This is a genomic window from Falsiroseomonas sp. E2-1-a4 (genome assembly GCF_051433165.1).
Lineage (GTDB): Bacteria > Pseudomonadota > Alphaproteobacteria > Acetobacterales > Acetobacteraceae > Falsiroseomonas.
Genome location: NZ_JBHMFS010000019.1, coordinates 40,909 through 62,101 on the forward strand (window position 1 = coordinate 40,909; position 21,193 = coordinate 62,101).

Consider the following 21,193-nt stretch of genomic DNA (forward strand, 5'->3'; position numbering starts at 1 on the left):
CCTTCACGCGTTGCGCAACCGGCCAAGCGCGCGGCCGGCGGCCTCGATCGGTGCATAGGTCTCGGGCGTGGCGGCGACCCAGCCGGTATAGTCGGGCGGCAGCATGGCTTCGGTGCTGGCGAGGGCGGCGGCGGCCAGCGCCTGGCGGGTTTCCACAGGCAGGTCGCGGCGCACCGCCAGCGCGTCATTCGGCAGCTTGTCGCTGCGCCAGACCTCCTTCACCTGTTCCGCCCGCACCCTTCCGCTGGCCAGCATGGCGGCCAAATTGCGGTCGAAATCCGTGGCGAGGTCCACCTGGCCATTCGCCACCGCGATGACATTCGCCGCATGGCTGGCGCCGTCGCGGTAGCGGAAGAAGCTGCGCGGATCGATGCCGCGCAGAAGGAACCAGTGATGCGGCACCAGCCAGCCGCTGGTGGACCCGGCATCGGCGAAGGATATGGACATCCCGCGCGCATCCTCCGGAAAGCGAGCGATGGGCAGCTCGGGCCGGGCCAGGATGATGGCGTGGTAGGTCGGGCGGCCGCGCCACAGCACCGTGGCGATGGGGTCCGCCCCCGCCCGCGCGCGGGCCAGCACATAGCCCCAGGGCCCCATCCAGGCGCAATCCACCTGGCTGCTGCCGAGCGCCACCGCGATGCCGGCCCAGTCGCTGGTGACGGAGAGTTCGTGCCGCCGGCCGAGTTGGCTCGCCAGATGGGCGAAGAAGGGTTCGAAGGCGCGGCGCGTATCGCCCGGCGTCGGCTGGAACGGCCCGACGGCGAAGCGCAGCGGCGCGGGCTGGGCGATCGCGGGGGTGGCGAGCGCCGCGGCGGCGGTGGCCAGCAGGACGCGGCGGGGGATGGGCATGCGTGGCGGGTCCTTCATGGCGGAACGCCGCAGCTTCGCCGCGCTGGCCCGGCCGGTTACGCTATTGATGGTCGGGATGCAGGGAGGACGGTGGTGGAGGTGAGCGGGATCTCCACCACCATTTTCTGGCAAGAATCAGCCAGGAACCGGGGCTTGGCACGAGCTAGCGCTGCCTGCTGTGTTACAGGATGTGGAACGCGCTGTGAAGCAAGTTGCTGCCGCTCCTGCTCGTCACCGGTCGACTTACCGAACCACAAGCCTCCGATTCCTGTGAGGGGAGCGTTCCGTAGGGTTGCGCCAGGGACAGTGCCTCTCAATGGGTCGCCTAGCACTGGATGGCTTGTCGCCCATGAAGTTTGTTGCATGATGGCAAGAGCCGCACGCGAATCGCAGAGGCTTGACGAAAGGCGGTCGCAATGCTCCGGACCATTAGGATTGAAAATTTCAAAGCGTTCGGCGAAGCCCAAGAAATTCCTGTGGGCCCGATCACTCTTATCTACGGCCCAAACTCCGCAGGAAAAAGCTCTATAATCCAGTCACTGCTGTTGATGCGGCAGTCGCTCCAGAGTGTGGCGATTTCGGAAAGTCGCCTTTTGTTTAGCGGCGAAGATGTCAACCTTGGAAACTACACTGCGGCATTGCATGGGCACAACGCCGAGAACAAAATGAAGCTCGGCTTTAGTTTTTCAAGTCGAAGCCAGGCTGGGTTCACGAGAGGTTTTTTCAGAGGTGCAGTGAAAAGCGTCGATATTGAGCTCGATTATCCGAAAGCGGCGCAGCGCGAAAATGTAAGTGATGCGTGGATCACCAACGTAAAATACGGTGTTCACGACCGAAATGCGGCCGACCTCAGCCGTGACCCCTTAGAGGTTGAGCTGGTGAGGCTTCCTTTGAAAAAGGGTGAGGTTCCAGACCTCGGTGAAGGCGTTACCAAGGCGGATTTCCGACCCCGCAATGCTGCGTCATCGTCGGACTTGCTCAAACTTATGATGCTAGTGAACGAAAAGATGACCCCGGAGGGCTCGCAGGCATCTCTTAAAGTTGTGCCGCCAGATCCGGCATTAGTTAAATCTGTCATGGCAATGAAATTCTTTTCCTATGGATTTCTGCCGTTCAGAATTGATTTCAGTCAGATAGATGCAGCTGCTCTTCCATCAGCCATAAGATATATGATCTCATCGCCTTATTCTCCTCTGGAAATCTTGCGCAGAGATTTTGTGGATGAGATGTCGAACATTTCTTACCTTGGGCCTCTCAGAAGCCCGCCCGCGCGACATTACATTATATCTGGCTCTGACAAGCACTCGGTTGGTAGTAGGGGAGAGCGCATGCCGCAAATCCTCTATCGAAAGAAGCGTATGGTTATTCCGCGGATCAATGAAAAACTGAGCGAATTCGGTATTCCTTATGTCCTTGACATTCAGAGCGCCGGGAATACTCTGACAGGCGATATTATTGCAATCGCGCTTTCGGATCAGCGGAATGTTGTCGTTAGCCCATCTGACGTGGGTTTCGGTATTGGGCAACTATTGCCGATATTGGTCGAGGGCATAGTTTCTGCTGGTAAGACTATCTGTGTTGAGCAACCAGAAATTCATCTCCATCCTCGACTTCAGGCCCACTTGGCCGATTTTTTTATTGAGACGGCGAAAACCCAGTCTGAATCATCTCGAGTGGGTCGACCAGCCTCAGAGGGTAGGTATGGTGGTAACCAATGGATCATCGAGACCCATAGCGAAGCTTTAATCCTTCGTCTTCAGACGCTGATTCGAAATAAGACCATACCAGCCTCCTTCGTTACTGTCTTGTATGTTGAGCCAACCAGCTATGGTGGAGCAAGAGTGCTTCGTCTTAAGCTGAGTGAAGAAGGTGAATTCATCGACGAGTGGCCTCACGGCTTCTTTGAAGAGAGCTTTCACGAACTTTTCTCAGGTCGTCGTTGATGCCAATCAGGTTCTTGATCGAAAGCGATGCGCTTGCCTGCGCTATCGACGAGGCTCATACATTAGCCACCCACCGTCGCCTACTCGAACTCTGGATGCAGTTTGGAGTGCTGGTTTATAGTCCGCGAAATCTGCGGTTCATTGATGCGATCAACGCTCAGCCTCTTGCGCGAAGGAAGCTTTGGCAGGCGGCTGTTGCATCGCCCAAATTCCGCAAAGTTCACTGTGAGGCTGCGGTGTGCGACTCTTTGTTTGAGGGCGAATCCGAAATCCTATCGCTTGCGTCGCAGGTTGATTTGGTATGCCTTGAGCCCACGCGAGCATGTGCGTATTATCTTGAGAATGACGAGCATGGTAAGATATACCCACAGGCAGGGATGGAGATTTGCAGGTTTGACTGTGCTGATCAATCGTCGGCTTTTTCTAAGGAGAAGGAGGCATGGCAGCAGATGATTTATGTCGGCTGCCCGAGGTCGACGGTGTGGGAAACACGCTTCGAAGGTTTATCTCTGCACGCCCAGCACATCTCGATTGTTGACCGATACGCAAGTTTGAATTTGGTCGAGCGACACCATGCGGGGAAGGCGTCAGGCTTCGAAATATTTCTTCGTTTGTTAAACGGATTGGACTCAAATAAGACCAGGAAAAAGACGATATCATTTTTTGTTTCAGATCTTGCGCCGACTGATGATGTGGTGGCGATAATTCGTCGCACCTGCGGGTCCTTGCTCCGAAACATAACAAGCCTAGTTTTATTCTCGGCCCCCGACCACCAGTTTAAAAGGGTGGCCCACGACCGCTTCTTTAGGTTTGACGGTCTTGTCACTAGTGTTGGACGGGGGCTGGCGCTCTTCGAAGAGCCGGAAATCACCGCGAATTTCTCGTGCAGTTTGGCCGTGGATAGGCAGGGCGACTTCGAAAGGAATGTCGAGCGGGTTTTGAGGCCGGCTTCGCGCATGCGAAGCGTGTTTGACTTCGGATGACAACTGGCGTGACGAACCCGGTCTGGTCAGGTAGTTCGCGCCAACACGCGCCGAACGGCTGTTGCCGTCCAGCGGCCACCACGCGGCGTCGAAATTCGCCGCTCTGTGAGCCCAGCCGCCAGCCGCTCGAGGGAGACGATGCCGGCGGCCTTCAGTTCATCGATCACCTGTTGCACCCGATGGGCTGCATGGTCAGCTTTCAGCTTGCGAACCTCACCGCTGCGCTGGGAGCCAGCTAAGGCATTCCGGTGCGTCGGCGGATGCTGGCCAGGCCGAACCCCTCCCAGCGTCTTCCCACGGGCCTTTGCCGCTGCCAGGGCGGCCTTGGTGCGGGAGCTGATGGCTTTGGCTTCCTCTTCTGCCACCAAACCCATGATCCCGACGGTCAGCCGATTGGCGTGCGGCATATCAGCGGCCACGAACTCGACCCCAGCCTTCTGCAAGCCCAGCAGGAAGTGCGCATCACGGGACAGCCGGTCGAGCTTCGCGATCAGCAGGATTGCGCCAGTTGCGCGGCAGCGATCGAGCGCCTTAGCCAGCTCCGGCCGGTCGTTATCACGGCCGCTTTCGGTCTCGACGTAGATCGGGGCCAGTAGACGATCGCTGGGGCGCAGGAAGGCTTGAATCGCAGCTTGCTGTGCCTCAAGGCCAAGACCGCTGCGCCCCTGCCGCTCAGTCGAGACTCGTGCATAGGCGACGAAGGTGCGGGGCTGGTCGGCGGTCATGGCGGCCTCTGAGGCGGTGCCCCCACAGAATCCCGCTTCGGTGCGATCCTGTCAATTACTGCCAACGCTCGTTGACAGCTAATGATATCACGTTTCTGTGGAACAAACGAACTGAGTAACGTATACTAATTGCATGCAATTTGGAGCGATCCCGCAATGCCCGCCCCCCGTTACCGCCGCACCCTCTCCTTCGCCGCGACCCTTTACGTTCTTCGTGTATTGCCGCTGGCGGAGTTGGCCCGCGATCAGGGCGTCCCGGTCGAACGACTTCGCAGGGAACTGAAGGGCATCGTCCCCGGCCAGACGCACACCCTCTGGACCTGGCTTGATGCCGTGCCGGGTCGGCGCGCGGCCTGGGATGCGATGATTGCCGCCCATGAGGCGGAGCACGAGCGCCTCCTCGCTGAGCTTGAAGCGATGATCGAAGGCGATGGCCTCGGCGATCTGGCGGAGTTGCTGGATGCCTGAGCTGCTCGCCGTTGCAGCCGCTTCCCCCAAGCGATCCTACGCGCGGCTGACACCCGAACAGTGGGGTGAGGCCCGAGCTGCATGGGCCACCGGGGCGGTCACTGCCGAGGAGCTTGCCCGGCACTACGGCTGTTCGCTGCGTTCGGTGCAGCTCCACATGGCCCAGCACAGGGTGGAGAAGGGCAGCGCGGCCGCCGCTCTCACCGCGACCGTTGAGGCGCGGGTTTTGGCCGAGGCGCTGCCGGGGGAGGATGACCTTGCCACCCGCATCCGGCAGACCCGTGACGGCACCTATGCCGATGCCGAGGTCATCCAGCGTCTGGTCATGCGGAACGTGCAGCTGGCACAGGACCCCGCCACAGGCTTCGCCGCCGTTGCCGCCCTTCGCGCACTCGACTTGGCAGCAGCGGCGCTAGGCCGAACACAACGGGTGCGGTGGCTGGCCCTGGGTCTCGATAAGGCCCTGCCGGCCGGCGGGGAGCTGCCGGAGCTGGTCATCCGCGAGATGACCGCCGAGGAGACCGCCGCCATCCGCGATCAGCAGCTCCGGGAGGATGCCGAGGCCGACGCCACCCAGCCGGCCGCCGAGGGTGAGGATGACGATGACGTGGTGATCGAGGGAGAGGACGATGCCGCTGACCAGCTCGCGGTGGTGGCGTCCGGCCCCGCCACTGTGCTGACGCCGGCCGCCTTCCTGAACGATGCCGGCCAAGTGGGCGGCTGCGACTGATGCGGAAGGCCGAAGTCCTAGAAGAAATCGCCCCTCCCGGATCCCGGTCCGTGCACCACCGGAGAGCAGATTCGGCGCCGCAATCTGGACTGGCGGGCCGCCGTGAGGGCCGGCGCGCTCTCCGCTATGTTTGCCCATGACCAAAGCCGCCTGCATCAAGCAAGCCGCCCCCAGGTGATCCAGTCAGGGAAGCGGATGGCCGTCGCGCCAGGGGCGACACACCGGTTCGTCACCCCGCACGCTTCGACATAGTAACACTGCGCCCAGGCGGCAGACTGCAAGCAAATGCGGCGCTCAGCGAAATTGCGCACAATTTTGTTGCAGGATTTGCCGCAGTTGCTTAAAATTAGAGCGCGAGCTGAGATCGGCACCCGCTTCGGGACGTGATGTTTGTTTTCGCCTCACGCGCTGGTCGGACAAAACGGCAGCGGCGCGGGAGTTTCACCTACTGTGGGATCTCCTCCAGGTGAAGCCCGGTCCGAAAGGCGCGAGGGCGAGGAGCGCGGAGTGCATCTCCCGCGTCAAGTAAGCGCCAAGGTGACGGCCATGCACGCCACGTCACTGCCGAAGCGAAGGGCGGCTCCATACCAAGGGCAGCGACATTCGCAGAGGCATAGGGACTATCCTCGCTGCATGCGGGGATAGTCGTCCTATGCCTTCTGCTCAGGGCTTCCACCCAAGGTGCTGTGGAAGAAGCAGTATCTGCAAACGCTGAAGTTGCCTCTGAGAGACCATCCGGGATCATTTGCTGACTTGGCATAGCTTTCGCAGCATGAGGCGGACGGAGGCTCATCGGAGAAAGGCGAGCGCTCTGCGGTTCAGGCACTTCCAATCCTTTGCCAGCCGGCGGCCGCGATTGAGCCAGGCGATGGTGCGCTCGACGATCCAGCGCTTCGGCAGGACGACAAAGCGGTGGCGGTCGGAGCGCTTGACGATCTCCAGGTTCACTTGGCGGCAGGTGCTGCGCAGCCCGGCCTGGAAGTTCGGCCCTTGATACCCGCTGTCGGCATAGAGCTTCAGCAGGAAGGGGTAGAGGCCGAACAGCGCGCCCATCAGCAGCACGCCACCGTCGCGATCCTGGATGTCGGCGGCGTGGATGATCGCCTGCATCAGCAGGCCTTGGGTGTCGACCAGGACATAGCGCTTCTTGCCTTTGATCTTCTTGCCCGCATCGTAGCCCAAGGGGTCGATGCAGGCCCCCCTTTTTCCGCGCCCTTGACGCTCTGGCTGTCGATGATCGCCGCCGTCGGGCTGGCCTCACGTCCGGCCTGCTCCCGGCACAGCACGTAGAGCGCATGGTGGATGCGATCGAGCGTCCGGTCCTCGTCCCAGCGCCGCAGGTAGTCGTTCACCGTGCTGCGCGGCGGCAGGTCCTTCGGCAGCGCCGCCCACTGGCAGCCGGTGCTCAGGATATACATCACCCCATTCAGCACCGCGCGCTCGTCGATGGTCCGCTTGTTGCCGCCACGCTTCGCACGCGGGATCAGCGGGGCGATGATCGCCCGTTCCTGGTCCATCAGATCACTCGGGTAGCGCAGCTTGCTGCGGTCCTATCTTAGTCGGTTCTCGGGCGTCCACATGGACGCCCTTCTCCCGCTGCTCGCCGCCGCAGGCCAATCACAAGCGATTCAGCAGACTCAACATGTTCCCGGATGGACACTTAGGGCTGCCGATCTGACAGTGGCTTCGAACTGCTTCATTTTGCTTGCTGCATATCGCCGCCATGTGCAAGCTTCCGACTGCATCAGCGGAGTTTGAAATAATCATGACACCCCAAGATTTCCTGCGCGTTCTTTTGACCACTGCCCCGGAGATATACCGGACAATTCGGACGGGCGCCCAATGGGAGGTTGTTGCCCACAGCATCATCAGTAACGCGCTTCTGGAAAAAACGGGTCGTATGCCGATACGAGAGCAGAGATACGCCAATTTTACTGGAGTGCCCAACAATGATTCCTGCGACCTTGTCTTACAGGACGGATCTCAATCGATTTGGGTGGAAGCAAAAGTGGAGGGAGCTCACACCAGAGGCCAATTTGCAAGCTTGAGTGGCCAGCGGGTAACTGACTTGAATGCCGCAATAAATGCGGATGCTGCAAAATTATCTTTGCTGCGGCCTAATTTGTTTACTTTTTCTACGCCGGACGGCAAGCAATCGGAGCCGATCCAGCTTACTAAATGGATACTTGTTATCGCGTGGTCGCCTGGCGCGGCGGCTACTGTGCACAGCGTGTCAGGCCCAAACATTATTTGCGACATCTCCACGGGGATTGCGTTCTGGATCGGTGTTGTTTAGCTAAAGTTGCTGGATTTATTCTGTCTACCTTACAGCTTGTTCGCCAAGATCGGATAAACTGCTTCCGCACTCTGATCAACCGCAGCGTCCCTTGGAGGTCCTGGTTTGGGATTTCTGATGGCGATTCCTGCTGAGAGCCCCTGCGGGAAGTTCGGATTCACGCTGAGGGCTTTGCGGCCAGCCGCCGAAGCATGATGCGGATCATGGCCATGCGGATGAAGGCTGCGGCGATGCGGCAGTGCCGCTCGAAGTCGCGGGCCAGACGCCGGTTGCGGCTGATCCATCCGATGATCCGCTCGACGATCCATCGCTTCGGCAGCACGACGAACCAATGGCGGCCGCAGCGACGCACGATCTCGATCTTCCACATGCCGGTGCGCGCAACTGCTGCCGCCATCCTCGGCCCTTGGTATCCGGCGTCGCCGATGACGCGCTCGACGAAGGGGAACAGACACCGACGTCATTCACCTACTGTGGAACAGCTGCACAGAGGGCATAACCGCCATACCAGCCGCCACTCAGGCCCGCGTAGGCTCGGGAGGCAGGCGCGGATCAGGCGCTTGCAGTAGCTCAGCAGTGCAGGCGCAGTCTGGACGGGTTTGCTCATGCGATCGGCAAAAGACGTAGCGCTGAAGGGACTGTTTAAGCCGTTGGCCCGAATAGGTTCGGCGGAGGTGCTTGTCCAGGCGCATCGTCTTGGAGTCTCCACAAGCGGTGCATGAGATCAGCAGGCCGCCCTGCCGCTCGGTCATACTCACCAGCCAGGGATCCTGCGCCGCATTACCAACGAGTTGAGGTGGCATGCGAGTATAGCCTGCTGTCCCAGGCCGGGTGGACCAGAAGCGCCAGAGCGATACCCACCCGCGAATCATCGGGATCCAGATGCTGATCGCGAGCCAAAGGCCAAGCAGCACCAAGGGGGCGCTCCACCAGCGGAACGCCGGGATGGTTGCGACGGCCGTGCCGAGAAGAAACAAGCCGAACCCGCCATAGACGACGATGTCGGCGAGGATGCCAACGACCGCGTAGACCCATGATTTACGCCTGTGCCTATGTTCGTTGGCGGCCCGCTCCTTGCGGCGAAAGCTATGGATTCCTTGCATTGCCGGAATCTACGCCATTGCCGGACCGCGACCTAGGGCATCGGCGACAAAAACGGCGCGACTCGACGCCGGTGCCGTTTAATGGGCGTAGAGCATTATCAAGGTGCCTCGCCTTAACGCTGGGGCGGTTCCAATGGGCAGATTCGGTCAACGCTCCCAGCCGTGGTTCTTGCGGGTGCTATCAGTATCGCGGCTTCAGCGCCTTTACCGCAGCCGGCAGTTCGATGCGCTCAAGTGCATCCTGCATCGCTTTCAGGCTGACGACGCCATAGTCGTTCCCCACGCTGCGCTTGTCATGGCCGCAAATTTCGTTCGAGACGCTATCCGGGACCCGGGCATCCCGAAGAAGCGTCTTCAGCGTGTGGCGTAATGAGTGGAAGCCGAGCCCGACGCGATTTTTCAATCCCAGGCGCGGGAGAAAGCGCTCGCTCATCCACTGTCCCGGCGCCTTCCCCGGATCGCCACCAACCGCCTTTGGTATTTCCGGAAGCAGCAGATACGCACCCATTGCCCTACGCTCTTCGGCAAGCTTGACGAGGCCCAACTCTACCAGCCTGCGGTGAAGCGGGATGATGCGGGCCGTTCCAGGGTTCTTCAGCGACTTCCGGCCCTCATCGTTGATGTCGAGAACCGGCACACCATTGATGAAGCGCACATCGCACGGCCGGAGCTGCGCAATTTCACCGATCCGCGCTCCGGTCAATAATGCGATAAGTGGTGCCCAGAACACCCATGTTCCAATTAGATGAATTCCCGGATCGTAGCGTCGAGCGGCGCTCTTCGCTCCCTGAAACAGCGGGCTGCCGAAGAGAGATTCCAGTTCTGGCGACGATAGCGTTCGATCTTGCTTTTTGAAGTTTCTCGGCTTTGCCACCCGAAGGCCATCGAAGGGATTGTGTTCTACCTGACCAGAAAATCTTTCATGTTCGAACAGGTTGCGCATGGTGACGACACAGGAGTTCACCGTCCGGAAACTGAGCGGCTTCAGCGACAATCGCCGCGCCGTATCAGCCATTTCGAAGAGGCCAAGGCCGGCGAGGGCTTCGTGCTTACGGAAGCCCGGAGGCAGAGATTGCAGGGCCTCCCTGATCTGCCCGGCATCCGCCCGTGTCACCTCGGCGACCCGACGATCGAACCCTAACGCGTCGGTGAGGATTCGAAGTTTAGCCCGCGCCTCGCTGATCTGCTTCGAGGTCGACCCGTGTTGCCGCATCCGGTCGGTGAACAGGTCTATGGCTGTCGCCAGCGTGCGTGACTTCGAGACGGATGTCGAATTTGCTGCCAGAACAGTCCCGGTCGCGGCGGCATCAATGTCTGGTGTGGCCGGGGTGGGTTCGGCCATCTGGGGAGGCACGGCCGCGAAGTCACCTCGCGCCCAATCCATCTTCGTCTGTTGAAGATCGATGAACTGTTCTAGTAAAAGCCGAGCCAGGATTGCCCGATCCCGCTCACCAGTTCTGGCGCCAAATCCGGTTGCTTCAAGGAGTCTGCCCGCCTCGCTGTCGAACCGCCGAAAATTGTTCTGCGCCACCTCATCAAGCGCGGCATCTGCCAATTCGCGAGCATCACGGCTGAACATCTCGGCGCTGAACGCCCTCAACTGCCCGTCCCGCAACTCCGCTGGCGCAACTTCCGTGGCAAAGTCGCCACGTTCCAGTATCGCCCACTGTTCCCGTATTGCACGCTGAAGCCAGAAGTCCGCGATTTTCCGGAGCTGGACAGCTGTCGGCGCTGACTGGCGTCGGATCATGGCCCAGAAGTCTCGCAGCCTGAAGGCTACACCCGACGTGACGGCGCGGGCGGCTCGCCGGTCGTCTGTGCCCAGCGCACGAACGATCTCGACGCGTTCTAACCTCGGAACGAGGTCAATGGGAACACGAACACGGATGAAGTGTCGCCCGTTCCTGACGAGCGAGTAGGAGGCCGAGTGAATACCCATGCGGTGCGTCCTGTGTTACAGGCGTCACCCGGGCCAACCCTAAGTTCTTGAAATCTAAGTGCGGTGGTGGAGGTGAGCGGGATCGAACCGCTGACCTCGTCATTGCGAACGACGCGCTCTACCAACTGAGCTACACCCCCACACGCCAAGCGTGGGTCCACCGCAGGGCGTGGCTTATGAAAGCGGCGGGGCCGGGTGTCAAGCCAGGGTGCGAAGATGTCCCTGGCCCGCAAAGCCTTGTTCCAAGGGCAAGCCGCCATTAGGTTCCGGGCGTAACGCCCAGGGGTCGCAGATGCTGCTCGATGCCGTTTTCTTTCTGGTCCGGGCTGGTCTCGACCTGTTCTGGTGGGCCGTGCTGCTGGCCGCGATCATGCAGACGTTGCTGTCCTTCAACGTGCTGGACGGCCGCAACCGCATCGTCTGGACCATCGCGGATTTCCTGTATCGGCTGACGGAGCCGGCGCTGCGCCGGGTGCGCGGGCTGCTGCCGAGTATGGGCGGCATCGATTTGTCGCCGCTGGTGGTGCTGCTGTTGATCACCGCGGCCACCATCGCTGTCACCGCCATCCAGGGCTACCTGCTGCGGAGCGGCCTGTACTTCTGAGCTGCGGAGCGGCCTGTACTTCTAACGCCGACATGCCCCCCTGGCGCCTGCGTCCGGATGGGCTGGACCTGGCGGTGAAGGTGCAGCCGCGCGCCAAGCGCCCCGCGCTCGGCGGCCTGTCACCGGATGGCGCCGCGCTGCGCATCGCGGTGTCGGAGGTGCCGGAGGATGGCCGCGCCAACCGCGCGGTCTGTGCGGCGGTGGCCGGCGCCCTCGGCCTTGCCAATTCCGCGGTCGAGGTCTTGCACGGCGCCGGCGCCCGCCAGAAAACCCTGCGCGTCACCGGCGACCCGGCCTCGCTGGCGCCCCTGTTGGAAAAGCTGATCGCATGAGCGCCCACATCATCGACGGCAAGGCGGTTGCCGCCACGCTGCGCCAGGACATTGCCGCTCGCGTCGCGGGGCTGGGCTTCCGGCCCGGCCTGCGCGTGGTGCGGGTGGGGGAGGATCCGGCCTCGGGCGTCTATGTCCGCAACAAGGACAAGGCGGCGAAGGAGGTGGGCTTCGACAGCGCCACCCTCGCTTTGCCCGCCGACACGACGGAGGAAGCGCTGCTGGCCGAGGTCGCGCGGCTGAACGCCGACCCGGCGGTGGATGGCATCCTGGTGCAGCTTCCGCTGCCGCCGCAGATCCGGGCCGACCGCGTGATTGCCGCGGTGGCGCCGGAGAAGGATGTGGATGGCTTTCACCCGCTGAATGCCGGGCTTCTGGCAAGCGGCCAGCCGGGCCTGGTGCCCTGCACGCCGAAGGGCGTGATGCATCTGCTGCGCGCCGCCGGTGTGGCGCTGCCCGGCGCGCGGGCGGTGGTGGTGGGGCGCAGCAACATCGTCGGCCGGCCGATGGCGCAGTTGCTGCTGGCCGCCGATTGCACCGTCACCCTGGTGCATTCCCGCACCCGCGACCTGCCCGCCGAATGCCGCCGCGCGGAGATCCTGGTGGCCGCCGTGGGCCGGCCCGAAATGGTGCGCGGCGACTGGGTGGCGGAGGGTGCGACCGTCATCGATGTCGGCATCAACCGCCTGCCAGATGGCAAGCTGGTGGGCGATGTCGCCTTCGCCGAGGTCGCGCCGCATGCCGGCGCCATCACCCCGGTGCCCGGCGGCGTCGGCCCGATGACCATCGCCTGCCTGCTGGAGAACACGCTGGACGCGGCCCTGGCCCGCCGCCGCTGAGGGTGCCCGCTGGCCCGCGCGCGGGCTACTGAGGCGCTACGACCGAAGGGCTATCCCCCATGCAGGGCAGCGGGTTGCTGATCGCCGGCGCATTCGTGGCCATCTGGGCCTCCGCCTTCACCGTGGCGGGGGTGGTGGTGCGGGAATGGCCGCCGCTGTGGTCGCTCGGCATCCGCTTCGGGCTGACCGTGCCGCTGCTGCTGGCGATCCTGCTGATCATGCGGTCCCGCCTGCCGCGGCCGGGGGACATCGGGCGGGTCGCGGTGCTGGGGCTGTGCGGCATGGGCGGGTATCTCGCCTTCGCCTGGCTGGCCATGGCGCGCATCCCGACCGGGCTTGTCGCCCTCATCTGCGCGACGACGCCGCTGATGGTCGCCGCCGGGGAGAGCCTGTTCCTGCGCCGGCCGCTTCCCGGTCTCGCCTGGGTGGGGCTGGCCATCGGCTGGTCCGGCGTGGCGCTGCTGGGCTTTTTGCGCGCGGTCGATGGCTTGGCGGTGGCGGAGGTCACGGGCTTCGTCTTCGCCCTGGGTGCGGCGATCAGCCAGGCGGTAGGGCTGCTGGTCTATGCGCCGGCCAAGGGGCGCGTCGATATCTGGTTCGCCAGCTTCGGCCAGACCGCCGTCTCCGCCCTGCTGTGCCTGGCGCTGGCCCTGGCGCTGGAGGGTGCGCCGCCGACATCGGCCAGCATGCCGACGGTCGCGGCGCTGCTCTGGTCCATGCTGGTGGTCGGCATCGGCGCCTATGCGCTGAACTTCGCCATGATGCGCCGCGTGCCGGCCTCCACCGCCGCCGCCCTGCAATTGCTGGCGCCGCCACTGGCCGCGGTGTTCGGCTGGGCGCTGCTGAGCGAGCGGCTGTATTTCAGCGACATCATCGGTGGCGTGCTGACCCTGGGCGGCCTCGCTTTGCTGGTGCATGCACGGTCGCGCGGTTGATCTTCCGGTTTCGCCCATTCGGCGGCAGGATGCCTCGATGTACACGCCAGCCGCCTTCCGGGTGGATGACCCGGCCTGGATCTTCGCCCATGTCGAACGGCATGATTTCGGCATGCTGGTCAGCGCCGCGCCGCTGATGGTCAGCCATTTGCCCTTCCACCTGGTCCGCCCCGTGGGCGACCAGCCCGCCCGCCTGGTCTGCCACCTGGCCCGCGCCAACCCGCATTGGCAGTCCTTCGCCGGGACAGGGGGAGAGGCGCTGGCCGTGTTCCGCGGCCCGCACGCCTATATCTCCCCCACCTGGTATGGCGAGCATCCCAGCGTGCCGACCTGGAACTACGATGTGGTGCAGGCGGAGGGGGTCGCGACGCTGGTGGAGGACCCGGCCGAGATCGCCCACCAGATGCGCACCATGGCCGCCGCCTACGAACCCACCCCCGGCTTCGACATGGACGCGCAGCCGGCGAAGTACATGGAGGGGCGGTTCAAGGCGCTGGTCGGGGTGACGCTCACCGTCCGGCGCTGGACCGCCAAGCGCAAGCAGAGCCAGAACCGGCCCGAGGCAGACCGCCTCTCCGTCGCCACGGCGCTGGAGGCACGCGGCGAACACGCCGCCGCCGCCGCCCTGCGCGAGGCCAACGGCATTGCGTGACACCCAGCCGGATATCGAGACGCTGGCCAGCCGCGAGGTCTACCGCAACGCCTGGATGACGGTGCGGGAGGATCAGGTGCGGCGCCGCGATGGCTCCACCGGCATCTATGGCGTGGTGGAGAAGGTGAACTTCGTCACCGTGGTGCCGGTGCATGCGGATGGATCGGTCCAGCTCGTCCAGCAATTCCGCTACCCGGTGGGGCGGCGGCATTGGGAATTCGTCCAGGGCATGTGGGGTCCGCCGGGCACGGCCCCGCTGGAGGCGGCACGCCATGAATTGCTGGAGGAAACCGGCCTTACCGCCGCCCAATGGCAGCATGGCGGTTTCCTGAACCTGGCCCAGGGCACCATGCGCCAGGGCTTCGACATCTTCCTCGCACGCGGCCTGACCCAGGGGGCGGCGATGCCGGAGGTGGAGGAACAGGACCTGATCACCCGCGCGGTGACGCTCGCCGAGCTGGAAGACATGCTGCGGAACGGCGAGATCCGGGATGCCACCTCCGTCGCCAGCTTCGGTCTGCTGCGCCTCAAGGGGCTGATTTAGGATCAGGCCAGTCCAGCCGGCCCGGACGAACAAACTCGCGGCCCTGCCACCGGGCGTCCCTGATCATCGAAGGCGGACAAGACAGGCGCTGCCTATGGGGCCAGAAGGCGCCGCCGCCTTGCGGGCTTCAATACAAGGCCGGTATTGTTGCGCCTTCAGGGAGAAAAACGCGACATGCCCGCACGCCCTATTGCCATATTCGCCGCCGGCTTCATCGCGGGCGGCGTCATCCTCGGTGGCGTCGTTGCCCAGGCCCGGATCGTCACACTGAACTCAGCTATCGCCGGGGTCTTGCCCAACTCGGAGGGGAGCCTGTTCTGCGTGACCACAAACTCCGTCCTCCGACCCATCGTCGGGGTCATCCGGAACAGCAGCGTCAATGCCCCCGGTGGGGTCTCCAACGGCGTGACGATGCGGTGCCCGGCCTGACGCAACGGCTTTCGACCGGGCGGCACGTCCTCGATCCGTCCGCCTGTCAGGCTGGTCTGCGCGCCTCCTCAGCCTTCCTTCCGCCAGGCCATCACGCAGCCTTCCGGCCGCAGATCCAGCCGGGCGCAGCAAGCGCGCAGCAGCGCCAGCGGTGCCGTGCCGACCCCCAGCGGCAGGATGAGTTCCAGCTCCACCTCCGTCGCCACCTCCCGCACCTCGGCCAGCAGGCGGCTGCCCTGTGGAATGCGGCCGACCGCATCCTGCGCCACCGCCAGCAGCGCCAGTTCCAGCGCCGCGCGATCCAGCCGCACCGCGACCGGCCGCTCCGGCGCCGTCATCTCGGCACCCAGCCGCGCGCCGAGCGCCGCCCGCAGCAGCGGCAGCACCTGTTGCAGCACGGTGGCGGGCGAGACCTCCACCGTCTCCGCCGCCTCCCGCCGCGCATAGTCGAGGAAGCCGCGCATCGTCTCATCCATCCGCCGGCTGGCCTGCACGGCGCGGTCGAGTTGCCGTCGCGCCGGGCTGCCCGGCTCTCCGGCGCTGCGGGCCAACAGGTCCAGATTCGCGGCCAGCACCATCATGGCGTTGTTGATGTCGTGCTGCAGCGCGGGCGCCACGCGGCGCAGGCGGTCCAGGCGTTCCAGTGCGGCCTGCGGTGCATCCGCGGATGGGAGCCGGTTCAGATTCTCCGCCAAGCCAGGGCTCTCCTTCATCGGGACAGGGACGCCGCGCCAGGCGGCGCCTGGGCGAGGGATTCGAGGATATCGCGGAACAGCCGCGCCGGCAGGGTGCCGCCGCGCACATCGGCCATCGGCGTGGCGTCGTCATTGCCGAGCCACACGCCCGCCACCAGCGTGCCGCCGCCATGCCCGGGTGGAGCTGCGGTGAAGCCCACGAACCAGGCGTCACGGGAATCCTGCGTCGTGCCGGTCTTGCCCGCCACCTGGCGGCCGCCCGGCGGCTGCGCGGCACGGCCGCTGCCGCGCGTCACCACCGATTCCAGCATCTGTCGCATCGCAGCCGCATGCTCCGGCGTGGTCACCCGCAGCAGGGTCGGCCGGCCGGACGGCACTGGCTGGCCATCGGCCCGCGCGGAGACCAGGCCGCGCGGTTCCGGCAGCAGGCCGCCATTGGCAAACGGCGCATAGGCGGCAACGAGGTCGAGCAGCGTCACCTCCCCGGTGCCGAGCGCCAGCGTCGCATCGCGCGGAAAGGGGCCGGGCAGGCCGAAGCGCTGGGCCGTGCCGGTGGCCGCCCGCGCGCCGCCGCCACGCGCCAGCACGCGCACCGCGGCGGTGTTCACCGAATGGGCCAGCGCCTCATCCAGCGTGATCTGGCCCTGGCTGCGCCAGCTTCCATTGCCGGGGCGCCAGCCGCCGAGGTTGACCGGGCCATCCGCCACACTGTCCCCCGGCCCCATCCCGGCCTCCAGCGCGGTGAGGAAGACGAAGGGCTTGAAGGCGGAACCCGGCTGCCGCCGGGCCTGGGTCGCGCGGTTGAACTGGCTGCGGCGATAATCCCGCCCGCCCGCCATGGCGCGCACCTGGCCGGTTTCCGCCTGCATCACCACCACCGCCCCCTGGCCGACGCCGGCCCGCGCACCGGGGCCGGCCAGCAGCGCCTCCAGCCGCTGTTCCACCACCGCCTGGATTCGCAGGTCGAGCGAGGTTCGCAGCACCAGATCCGCATTGCCCGGGAAACGCGCGCCGACGTCATCCAGCACCCAATCCGCGAACCAGCCGGAATCGCGGGAGGGGCGCGGCGTGATGCGGATGCTCTCCGCCGCCAGAGTCGCCTGGCTCTGGGTGATGGCGCCGGTCTCCACCATCGCCCCCAGCACCTCCGCCGCCCGCCCGGCCGCGGCTTCCGGCGCGGAGCGCGGGTTGAGGCGGGAGGGCGCCTTGGGCAGGCCCATCAGCACGGCCGACTGCCACAGGTTCAGCCGCGCGGCAGGAATGCCAAAATACAGCCGCGCCGCGGCATCCACGCCGAAGGCGCCGCCGCCGAGATAGACGCGGTTCAGATAGATCTCGAGCAATTCGTCCTTGCTGAAGCGCCATTCCAGCCACAGCGCCATCACCGCCTCCTGCGCCTTGCGCCGGAAACTGCGCTCCGGCGTCAGGAACAGGTTCTTTGCGAGCTGCTGCGTCAGGGTGGAGCCGCCCTGGATGATCTGGCCGCCGGACCAGTTGACCCAGGCGGCGCGGGCGATGCCGATCGGGTCCAGCCCTAGATGTTGGTAAAAGCGCCGATCCTCGATGGCCAGCAGCGCCGCGGGCAGATGCGCCGGCAGCGCCGGCAGGCGCACGATCTGGCCATGCACATCGCCGGAGGTGGCGATGACGGCGCCATTCGCCGCTTCCATCGTCACGCCGGCGCGGCGAGTCTGGCTCAGTGCCAGATCGGTGCGCGGCAGGTCCCAGACCAGCAGCAGCAGCACGGCGGCCACCGCCAGGCTGCCCCAGACCGAGATCAGCACCAGCAACCGCAGCCAGAACCAGGCCCGGCGCCCGGCCATGCGCCGCACCGGCGTAGCTACCGGGGCGACGGGTCGGGCGCGCGGAGTGGCGGGACGGGGGCGGGCAGTGCGGGCCATCGGCGGCAGGCTTAGCGCAAATCCCTTGCCAGGGAACGCAAATCCTGTGCGCGAAGCCTTTGATTCCTCTCAGGCACCCACGCCCGGCACCGGCCCCACCTCCCGCGCCACCGACAGCAACGCGCGGCGCAGCCAGGCATGGCCGGGATCGGCCTCGAAGCGGCGATGGAAGATCAGGGACAGGCGGGTGTGCTTGAACTCCACCGGGCAGGGGCGCAGCGCCAGGCCGTAGGTTTCCGCCATGCGCTGCGCCAGGCGTGCGGACAGCGACATCACCATATCCGTCCGCGCCAGAATTTCCGGCACCGCGCCGAGATGCGCGACCACGGCGCCAAGCCGGCGGGGGAAGCCGGCCTCCCGCAGCGGCCCGTCCAGCGCGCCGTCGCGTGACCCGTTCGGCGAATGCAGCAGATGCGGGAAGGCAGTGAAGCGCTCCAGCGTCAGCGGCCCTTCCGCCAGCGGATGACCCTTCCGCACCAAGGTGAGGAAATTCTCCGGCAGTAGCCGCACGCGCGTGTAGAGCGCCGGCGGGTCGGGCAGCACGGCCACCGCCAGCTCCGCCTCCCCCCGCGCTAGCAGGTCCAGCGCATTGGTGCGGTCGGCGTGCCGCACGGCGAGCAGGGCGCGCGGCGCCTCCTGGTGCATCTGTTCCAGCAAGGGCGGCACCAGCACGCTTTCGGCATATTCGGACAGGGCCACGGTGAAGACGCGGTCCGTGGTCGCCGGGTCGAAGGGGGCGTGGTCGGCCAGCGTGGTCCGCAGCCGGTCCAGCACCTCCGCCACCGGGCCGGCCAGCGACAGGGCCAGGGCGGTGGGCTCCACCCCGCCGGGGCGGCGCAGGAACAGCTCGTCATTCAGCGCCGCGCGCAGCCGGGCCAGCGCGTTGGAAACGGCGGGCTGCGACAGGTTCAGCTTCTGCGCCGCATGGGTCACATGGCGTTCACGCGCCACCGCATCGAAGACGCGCAGCAGGTTCAGGTCGAGGGTCTGGAGGTCGGCCAAGGTCGGGGCATTCCGGATGCGAGCAGCGGCGCATCATTTGTGGTCGTGATGATGGCTGTTCCATCCCCGCGTTGGAAGCACATGCCGTTGCGCCCCCATAACCGGCCCACACCGGGACGCAGACCGCGCCCCAACCTGGACGGAGCCACAGCCATGACCCTCGACCCCCGCACCACCACCCCCTATGCCGCGCTGCTGCTGCGCGTGAGCATGGGCGTCCTGTTACTGGCCCATGGCCTGATGCTGAAGATCATGACCTTCGGCTTCGCCGGCACGATGGGCTTCTTCGGCTCGCTCGGTTACCCGCCAATGCTGGGCGCCGTGGTGGCGGTGGCGGAGACGCTGGCCGGCATCGCGCTGATCCTCGGCATCTGGGTGCGGCCGGTGAGCCTGCTGCTGCTGCCGATCATGATCGGCGCCACGGTTCAGCACCTCGGCGCCGGCTGGCTGTTCAGCAACCCGGGCGGCGGCTGGGAATTCCCGGCCTTTCTGACCGTGCTGCTGCTGGTGCAGGCGGGCCTCGGCGCCGGGGCGCATGCGGTGGATCTGGGCCGGCTGTCCGGCCGTGGCCAGGTTGCCGCGCGGGCCTGACGCCTCAGGTGCCGGTGGAGCCGAATCCGCCGGCACCGCGCGTCGTCTCGGGCAGCACGGCCACTTCCCGGAAGCGGGCGCGCACCACGGGCGCAACCACCGCCTGCGCGATCCGCATGCCGCGTTCGACCGTGAAGGGCTCCGTGCCGGCATTCATCACGATCACCTGCAACTCGCCGCGATAATCCTCATCCACGGTACCCGGCGAATTGGGCAGGGTGATGCCGTGCTTCAGCGCCAGCCCCGACCGCGGCCGTACCTGCAATTCATGGTCGGGCGGCAGCGCAATGCACAGCCCCGTCGGCACCAGCACGCGGGCGCCGGGCGCGATGACCATGGGCGCGGCGACGGCGGCCAGAAGGTCCATGCCAGCCGCGCCGGGCGTGGCGTAGGCGGGCAGAGGCAGGCCCTCAGCATGCGGCAGGCGGGTGACCAGGATTTCGACCATCAGGCAAGACTCTCTGCAATTCGGGCGGCCAACCGCCGCGCGACCTCGTCCTTCGGCAGGCGAGGCCAATCCTCCACCCCGGCTTCCGTCACCAGATGCACGGTGTTTTCCGCACCGCCCATCACATCGCCGGAGACGTCGTTCGCCACGATCCAGTCGCAGCCCTTGCGCCGGCGTTTTTCCTGCGCGTTGGGCACCACGTTTTCCGTCTCCGCGGCAAAGCCCACCACCAGTCTCGGGCGCTGCACCTGGCGCTGGGCGATGCTGGCCAGGATGTCCGGGTTCAGCGTCAGGGCCAGGTCGGGCGGCGGCGCGCCGGGGACCTTCTTCATTTTCTGCGCGGCCGCCTCGGCCGGGCGGAAATCGGCCACAGCGGCGGCGAAGACCGCGGCATCCGCCGGCAGCGCGGCCTCGACGGCCGCCAGCATGTCCCGCGCGCTTTCGATCCGCACCACCGTCACCCCCGCCGGGTCCGGCACCGCGACCGGGCCACTGACCAGCGTCACGCGCGCGCCCAGCGCGGCCAGCGCCGCGGCGATGGCATGGCCCTGCCTGCCGCTGCTGCGATTGGCGATGTAGCGCACCGGGTCGATGGTTTCGTGAGTCGGCCCGCTGGTCACCACCACATGCCGCCGGGCCAAGGGGCCGCTGGCCAGCAGGCCCTGGATGGCAGCGAGGATGGCGGCCGGTTCCGCCAGCCGGCCGGGGCCGCTTTCCGGCTCCGCCATCGGCCCGTCCTCCGGCCCCACCACCACCACGCCGCGCGCCGCCAGCGTCTTCATGTTGGCGATGGTCGCCGGGTGCGCCCACATCGCCGGGTTCATCGCCGGCGCCACCAGCACCTTCGCCCGCGTCGCCAGCAGCACGGTTGAGGCCAGGTCATCCGCCAGCCCCGCCGCCATCTTCGCCAGCAGATCGGCCGAGGCCGGCGCCACCACCACCAGGTCCGGCGCGCGCGCCAGGCGGATGTGGCCGATCTCGGCCTCCGCCGCCCAGAGGTCGTCATGCACCCGGGCGCCCGAGATCGCGGCCAGCGCCTCCTTCGTCACGAAGCGGGCGCCGCCGGCGGTCAGGATGGGCGTCACGGCATGGCCGGCCCGGCGGGCCAGGCGCACCAGTTCCAGCGCCTTATAGGCGGCGACGCTGCCGGAGACGACGAGAAGCAGATGGGACATGCCGCGGAGG

Annotated in this window: 22 protein-coding genes, 1 tRNA gene and 2 pseudogenes; 13 read left to right on the forward strand and 12 right to left on the reverse strand. The window is 65.5% G+C overall.

The genetic code is table 11. From position 1 onward, the window contains the following. Nucleotides 1-3: 3 nt before the first annotated feature. Nucleotides 4-849 (reverse strand): phosphate/phosphite/phosphonate ABC transporter substrate-binding protein, encoded by an 846-nt coding sequence (locus tag ACFHNC_RS19090; RefSeq protein WP_437170833.1) that lies wholly within the window; start codon nt 847-849, stop codon nt 4-6. Nucleotides 850-1,265: 416 nt separating this feature from the next. Here ACFHNC_RS19090 and ACFHNC_RS19095 point away from each other — a divergent pair, with 416 nt between their 5' ends. After that, nucleotides 1,266-2,792 (forward strand): AAA family ATPase, encoded by a 1,527-nt coding sequence (locus ACFHNC_RS19095; RefSeq protein ID WP_437170834.1) that lies wholly within the window; start codon nt 1,266-1,268, stop codon nt 2,790-2,792. Nucleotides 2,793-2,806: 14 nt separating this feature from the next. Then, the gene (locus ACFHNC_RS19100) at nt 2,807-3,775 is read left to right on the forward strand and encodes a hypothetical protein (protein ID WP_437170835.1); all 969 of its coding nucleotides are present in this window, start codon (nt 2,807-2,809) and stop codon (nt 3,773-3,775) included. Nucleotides 3,776-3,801: 26 nt separating this feature from the next. On the opposite strand, the gene ACFHNC_RS19105 is transcribed toward ACFHNC_RS19100, so the two are convergent. After that, entirely contained in the window at nt 3,802-4,500 is a 699-nt protein-coding gene (locus tag ACFHNC_RS19105; RefSeq protein WP_437170836.1) for a recombinase family protein, read from the reverse strand. Nucleotides 4,501-4,656: 156 nt separating this feature from the next. Between ACFHNC_RS19105 and ACFHNC_RS19110 the strand changes: the two genes are divergently transcribed. Next, a complete protein-coding gene (locus ACFHNC_RS19110) occupies nt 4,657-4,968 on the forward strand; it encodes a hypothetical protein (protein ID WP_437170837.1) in 312 nt (103 codons plus the stop codon). After that, nucleotides 4,961-5,698, forward strand: coding sequence for a hypothetical protein (locus ACFHNC_RS19115; protein ID WP_437170838.1), 738 nt, complete (start codon nt 4,961-4,963; stop codon nt 5,696-5,698). The genes ACFHNC_RS19110 and ACFHNC_RS19115 overlap by 8 nt, the downstream gene beginning before the upstream one ends. A gap of 789 nt (nt 5,699-6,487) precedes the next feature. On the opposite strand, the pseudogene ACFHNC_RS19120 reads toward ACFHNC_RS19115, so the two are convergent. Next, nucleotides 6,488-7,236 (reverse strand): annotated as a pseudogene (locus tag ACFHNC_RS19120) (IS5 family transposase). A 167-nt stretch (nt 7,237-7,403) separates the two neighbouring features. Between ACFHNC_RS19120 and ACFHNC_RS19125 the strand changes: the two are divergent. After that, nucleotides 7,404-7,994, forward strand: a complete 591-nt coding sequence (locus ACFHNC_RS19125; protein WP_437170839.1) for a hypothetical protein — start codon at nt 7,404-7,406, stop codon at nt 7,992-7,994. Between the two features lie 157 nt (nt 7,995-8,151). On the opposite strand, the pseudogene ACFHNC_RS19130 reads toward ACFHNC_RS19125, so the two are convergent. The 4 genes and pseudogenes from ACFHNC_RS19130 to ACFHNC_RS19145 form a co-directional block, all read right to left on the reverse strand. Then, nucleotides 8,152-8,451: pseudogene (locus tag ACFHNC_RS19130) on the reverse strand (transposase); the annotation flags it as partial. Between the two features lie 61 nt (nt 8,452-8,512). Then, nucleotides 8,513-9,097, reverse strand: coding sequence for a hypothetical protein (locus tag ACFHNC_RS19135; protein ID WP_437170840.1), 585 nt, complete (start codon nt 9,095-9,097; stop codon nt 8,513-8,515). Between the two features lie 181 nt (nt 9,098-9,278). After that, nucleotides 9,279-11,036, reverse strand: coding sequence for a DUF6538 domain-containing protein (locus ACFHNC_RS19140; RefSeq protein WP_437170841.1), 1,758 nt, complete (start codon nt 11,034-11,036; stop codon nt 9,279-9,281). 64 nt (nt 11,037-11,100) lie between these two features. Then, a tRNA-Ala gene (locus ACFHNC_RS19145) sits at nt 11,101-11,176 on the reverse strand. Nucleotides 11,177-11,328: 152 nt separating this feature from the next. Between ACFHNC_RS19145 and ACFHNC_RS19150 the strand changes: the two genes are divergently transcribed. From ACFHNC_RS19150 to ACFHNC_RS19180, 7 genes are all read left to right on the forward strand, one after another. Then, entirely contained in the window at nt 11,329-11,640 is a 312-nt protein-coding gene (locus ACFHNC_RS19150; RefSeq protein ID WP_437170842.1) for a YggT family protein, read from the forward strand. A 32-nt stretch (nt 11,641-11,672) separates the two neighbouring features. Then, on the forward strand, nt 11,673-11,972 hold the full coding sequence (locus ACFHNC_RS19155) for a DUF167 domain-containing protein (RefSeq protein WP_437170843.1): 300 nt from the start codon (nt 11,673-11,675) through the stop codon (nt 11,970-11,972). Beyond that, nucleotides 11,969-12,811, forward strand: coding sequence for a bifunctional methylenetetrahydrofolate dehydrogenase/methenyltetrahydrofolate cyclohydrolase FolD (gene folD, locus ACFHNC_RS19160; protein WP_437170844.1), 843 nt, complete (start codon nt 11,969-11,971; stop codon nt 12,809-12,811). The genes ACFHNC_RS19155 and folD overlap by 4 nt, the downstream gene beginning before the upstream one ends. Nucleotides 12,812-12,870: 59 nt before the next feature. Then, nucleotides 12,871-13,746 (forward strand): DMT family transporter, encoded by an 876-nt coding sequence (locus tag ACFHNC_RS19165; protein WP_437170845.1) that lies wholly within the window; start codon nt 12,871-12,873, stop codon nt 13,744-13,746. Nucleotides 13,747-13,783: 37 nt separating this feature from the next. Further along, on the forward strand, nt 13,784-14,398 hold the full coding sequence (locus ACFHNC_RS19170) for an FMN-binding negative transcriptional regulator (protein ID WP_437170846.1): 615 nt from the start codon (nt 13,784-13,786) through the stop codon (nt 14,396-14,398). Further along, entirely contained in the window at nt 14,391-14,942 is a 552-nt protein-coding gene (locus ACFHNC_RS19175; RefSeq protein WP_437170847.1) for an NUDIX domain-containing protein, read from the forward strand. Before ACFHNC_RS19170 ends, ACFHNC_RS19175 begins: the two co-directional genes overlap by 8 nt. Nucleotides 14,943-15,116: 174 nt before the next feature. After that, entirely contained in the window at nt 15,117-15,371 is a 255-nt protein-coding gene (locus ACFHNC_RS19180) for a hypothetical protein (RefSeq protein ID WP_437170848.1), read from the forward strand. Nucleotides 15,372-15,439: 68 nt separating this feature from the next. Here the strand turns inward: ACFHNC_RS19180 and ACFHNC_RS19185 are convergent, their stop codons facing one another. The 3 genes from ACFHNC_RS19185 to ACFHNC_RS19195 form a co-directional block, all read right to left on the reverse strand. After that, nucleotides 15,440-16,066, reverse strand: coding sequence for a histidine kinase dimerization/phospho-acceptor domain-containing protein (locus ACFHNC_RS19185; protein WP_437170849.1), 627 nt, complete (start codon nt 16,064-16,066; stop codon nt 15,440-15,442). Nucleotides 16,067-16,080: 14 nt separating this feature from the next. Next, nucleotides 16,081-17,889 (reverse strand): transglycosylase domain-containing protein, encoded by a 1,809-nt coding sequence (locus ACFHNC_RS19190; protein ID WP_437170850.1) that lies wholly within the window; start codon nt 17,887-17,889, stop codon nt 16,081-16,083. A 147-nt stretch (nt 17,890-18,036) separates the two neighbouring features. After that, a complete protein-coding gene (locus ACFHNC_RS19195) occupies nt 18,037-18,969 on the reverse strand; it encodes a LysR family transcriptional regulator (protein ID WP_437170851.1) in 933 nt (310 codons plus the stop codon). Between the two features lie 153 nt (nt 18,970-19,122). On the opposite strand from ACFHNC_RS19195, the gene ACFHNC_RS19200 reads away from it, so the two are divergent. Next, nucleotides 19,123-19,560 carry a DoxX family protein gene (locus ACFHNC_RS19200; RefSeq protein WP_437170852.1) on the forward strand — a complete coding sequence of 146 codons (438 nt, stop codon included), beginning with the start codon at nt 19,123-19,125 and terminating at the stop codon, nt 19,558-19,560. Between the two features lie 4 nt (nt 19,561-19,564). On the opposite strand, the gene dut is transcribed toward ACFHNC_RS19200, so the two are convergent. Both dut and coaBC read right to left on the reverse strand, forming a co-directional pair. Beyond that, complete coding sequence (gene dut, locus ACFHNC_RS19205; RefSeq protein ID WP_437170853.1) at nt 19,565-20,008, reverse strand: dUTP diphosphatase; 444 nt, start codon at nt 20,006-20,008, stop codon at nt 19,565-19,567. Continuing rightward, on the reverse strand, nt 20,008-21,183 hold the full coding sequence (gene coaBC, locus ACFHNC_RS19210) for a bifunctional phosphopantothenoylcysteine decarboxylase/phosphopantothenate--cysteine ligase CoaBC (RefSeq protein WP_437170854.1): 1,176 nt from the start codon (nt 21,181-21,183) through the stop codon (nt 20,008-20,010). The genes dut and coaBC overlap by 1 nt, the downstream gene beginning before the upstream one ends. Nucleotides 21,184-21,193 lie beyond the last annotated feature (10 nt).

What these genes read in the sequence shown, in the direction of transcription:
- ACFHNC_RS19090 (WP_437170833.1), bottom strand. Translation starts at nt 849, where the DNA reads ATGCCCATCCCCCGCCGCGTCCTGCTGGCCACCGCCGCCGCGGCGCTC.
- ACFHNC_RS19095 (WP_437170834.1), top strand. Translation starts at nt 1,266, where the DNA reads ATGCTCCGGACCATTAGGATTGAAAATTTCAAAGCGTTCGGCGAAGCC.
- ACFHNC_RS19105 (WP_437170836.1), bottom strand. Translation starts at nt 4,500, where the DNA reads ATGACCGCCGACCAGCCCCGCACCTTCGTCGCCTATGCACGAGTCTCG.
- ACFHNC_RS19110 (WP_437170837.1), top strand. Translation starts at nt 4,657, where the DNA reads ATGCCCGCCCCCCGTTACCGCCGCACCCTCTCCTTCGCCGCGACCCTT.
- ACFHNC_RS19115 (WP_437170838.1), top strand. Translation starts at nt 4,961, where the DNA reads ATGCCTGAGCTGCTCGCCGTTGCAGCCGCTTCCCCCAAGCGATCCTAC.
- ACFHNC_RS19135 (WP_437170840.1), bottom strand. Translation starts at nt 9,097, where the DNA reads ATGCAAGGAATCCATAGCTTTCGCCGCAAGGAGCGGGCCGCCAACGAA.
- ACFHNC_RS19140 (WP_437170841.1), bottom strand. Translation starts at nt 11,036, where the DNA reads ATGGGTATTCACTCGGCCTCCTACTCGCTCGTCAGGAACGGGCGACAC.
- ACFHNC_RS19150 (WP_437170842.1), top strand. Translation starts at nt 11,329, where the DNA reads ATGCTGCTCGATGCCGTTTTCTTTCTGGTCCGGGCTGGTCTCGACCTG.
- ACFHNC_RS19155 (WP_437170843.1), top strand. Translation starts at nt 11,673, where the DNA reads ATGCCCCCCTGGCGCCTGCGTCCGGATGGGCTGGACCTGGCGGTGAAG.
- folD (WP_437170844.1), top strand. Translation starts at nt 11,969, where the DNA reads ATGAGCGCCCACATCATCGACGGCAAGGCGGTTGCCGCCACGCTGCGC.
- ACFHNC_RS19165 (WP_437170845.1), top strand. Translation starts at nt 12,871, where the DNA reads ATGCAGGGCAGCGGGTTGCTGATCGCCGGCGCATTCGTGGCCATCTGG.
- ACFHNC_RS19170 (WP_437170846.1), top strand. Translation starts at nt 13,784, where the DNA reads ATGTACACGCCAGCCGCCTTCCGGGTGGATGACCCGGCCTGGATCTTC.
- ACFHNC_RS19180 (WP_437170848.1), top strand. Translation starts at nt 15,117, where the DNA reads ATGCCCGCACGCCCTATTGCCATATTCGCCGCCGGCTTCATCGCGGGC.
- ACFHNC_RS19190 (WP_437170850.1), bottom strand. Translation starts at nt 17,889, where the DNA reads ATGGCCGGGCGCCGGGCCTGGTTCTGGCTGCGGTTGCTGGTGCTGATC.
- ACFHNC_RS19200 (WP_437170852.1), top strand. Translation starts at nt 19,123, where the DNA reads ATGACCCTCGACCCCCGCACCACCACCCCCTATGCCGCGCTGCTGCTG.
- dut (WP_437170853.1), bottom strand. Translation starts at nt 20,008, where the DNA reads ATGGTCGAAATCCTGGTCACCCGCCTGCCGCATGCTGAGGGCCTGCCT.
- coaBC (WP_437170854.1), bottom strand. Translation starts at nt 21,183, where the DNA reads ATGTCCCATCTGCTTCTCGTCGTCTCCGGCAGCGTCGCCGCCTATAAG.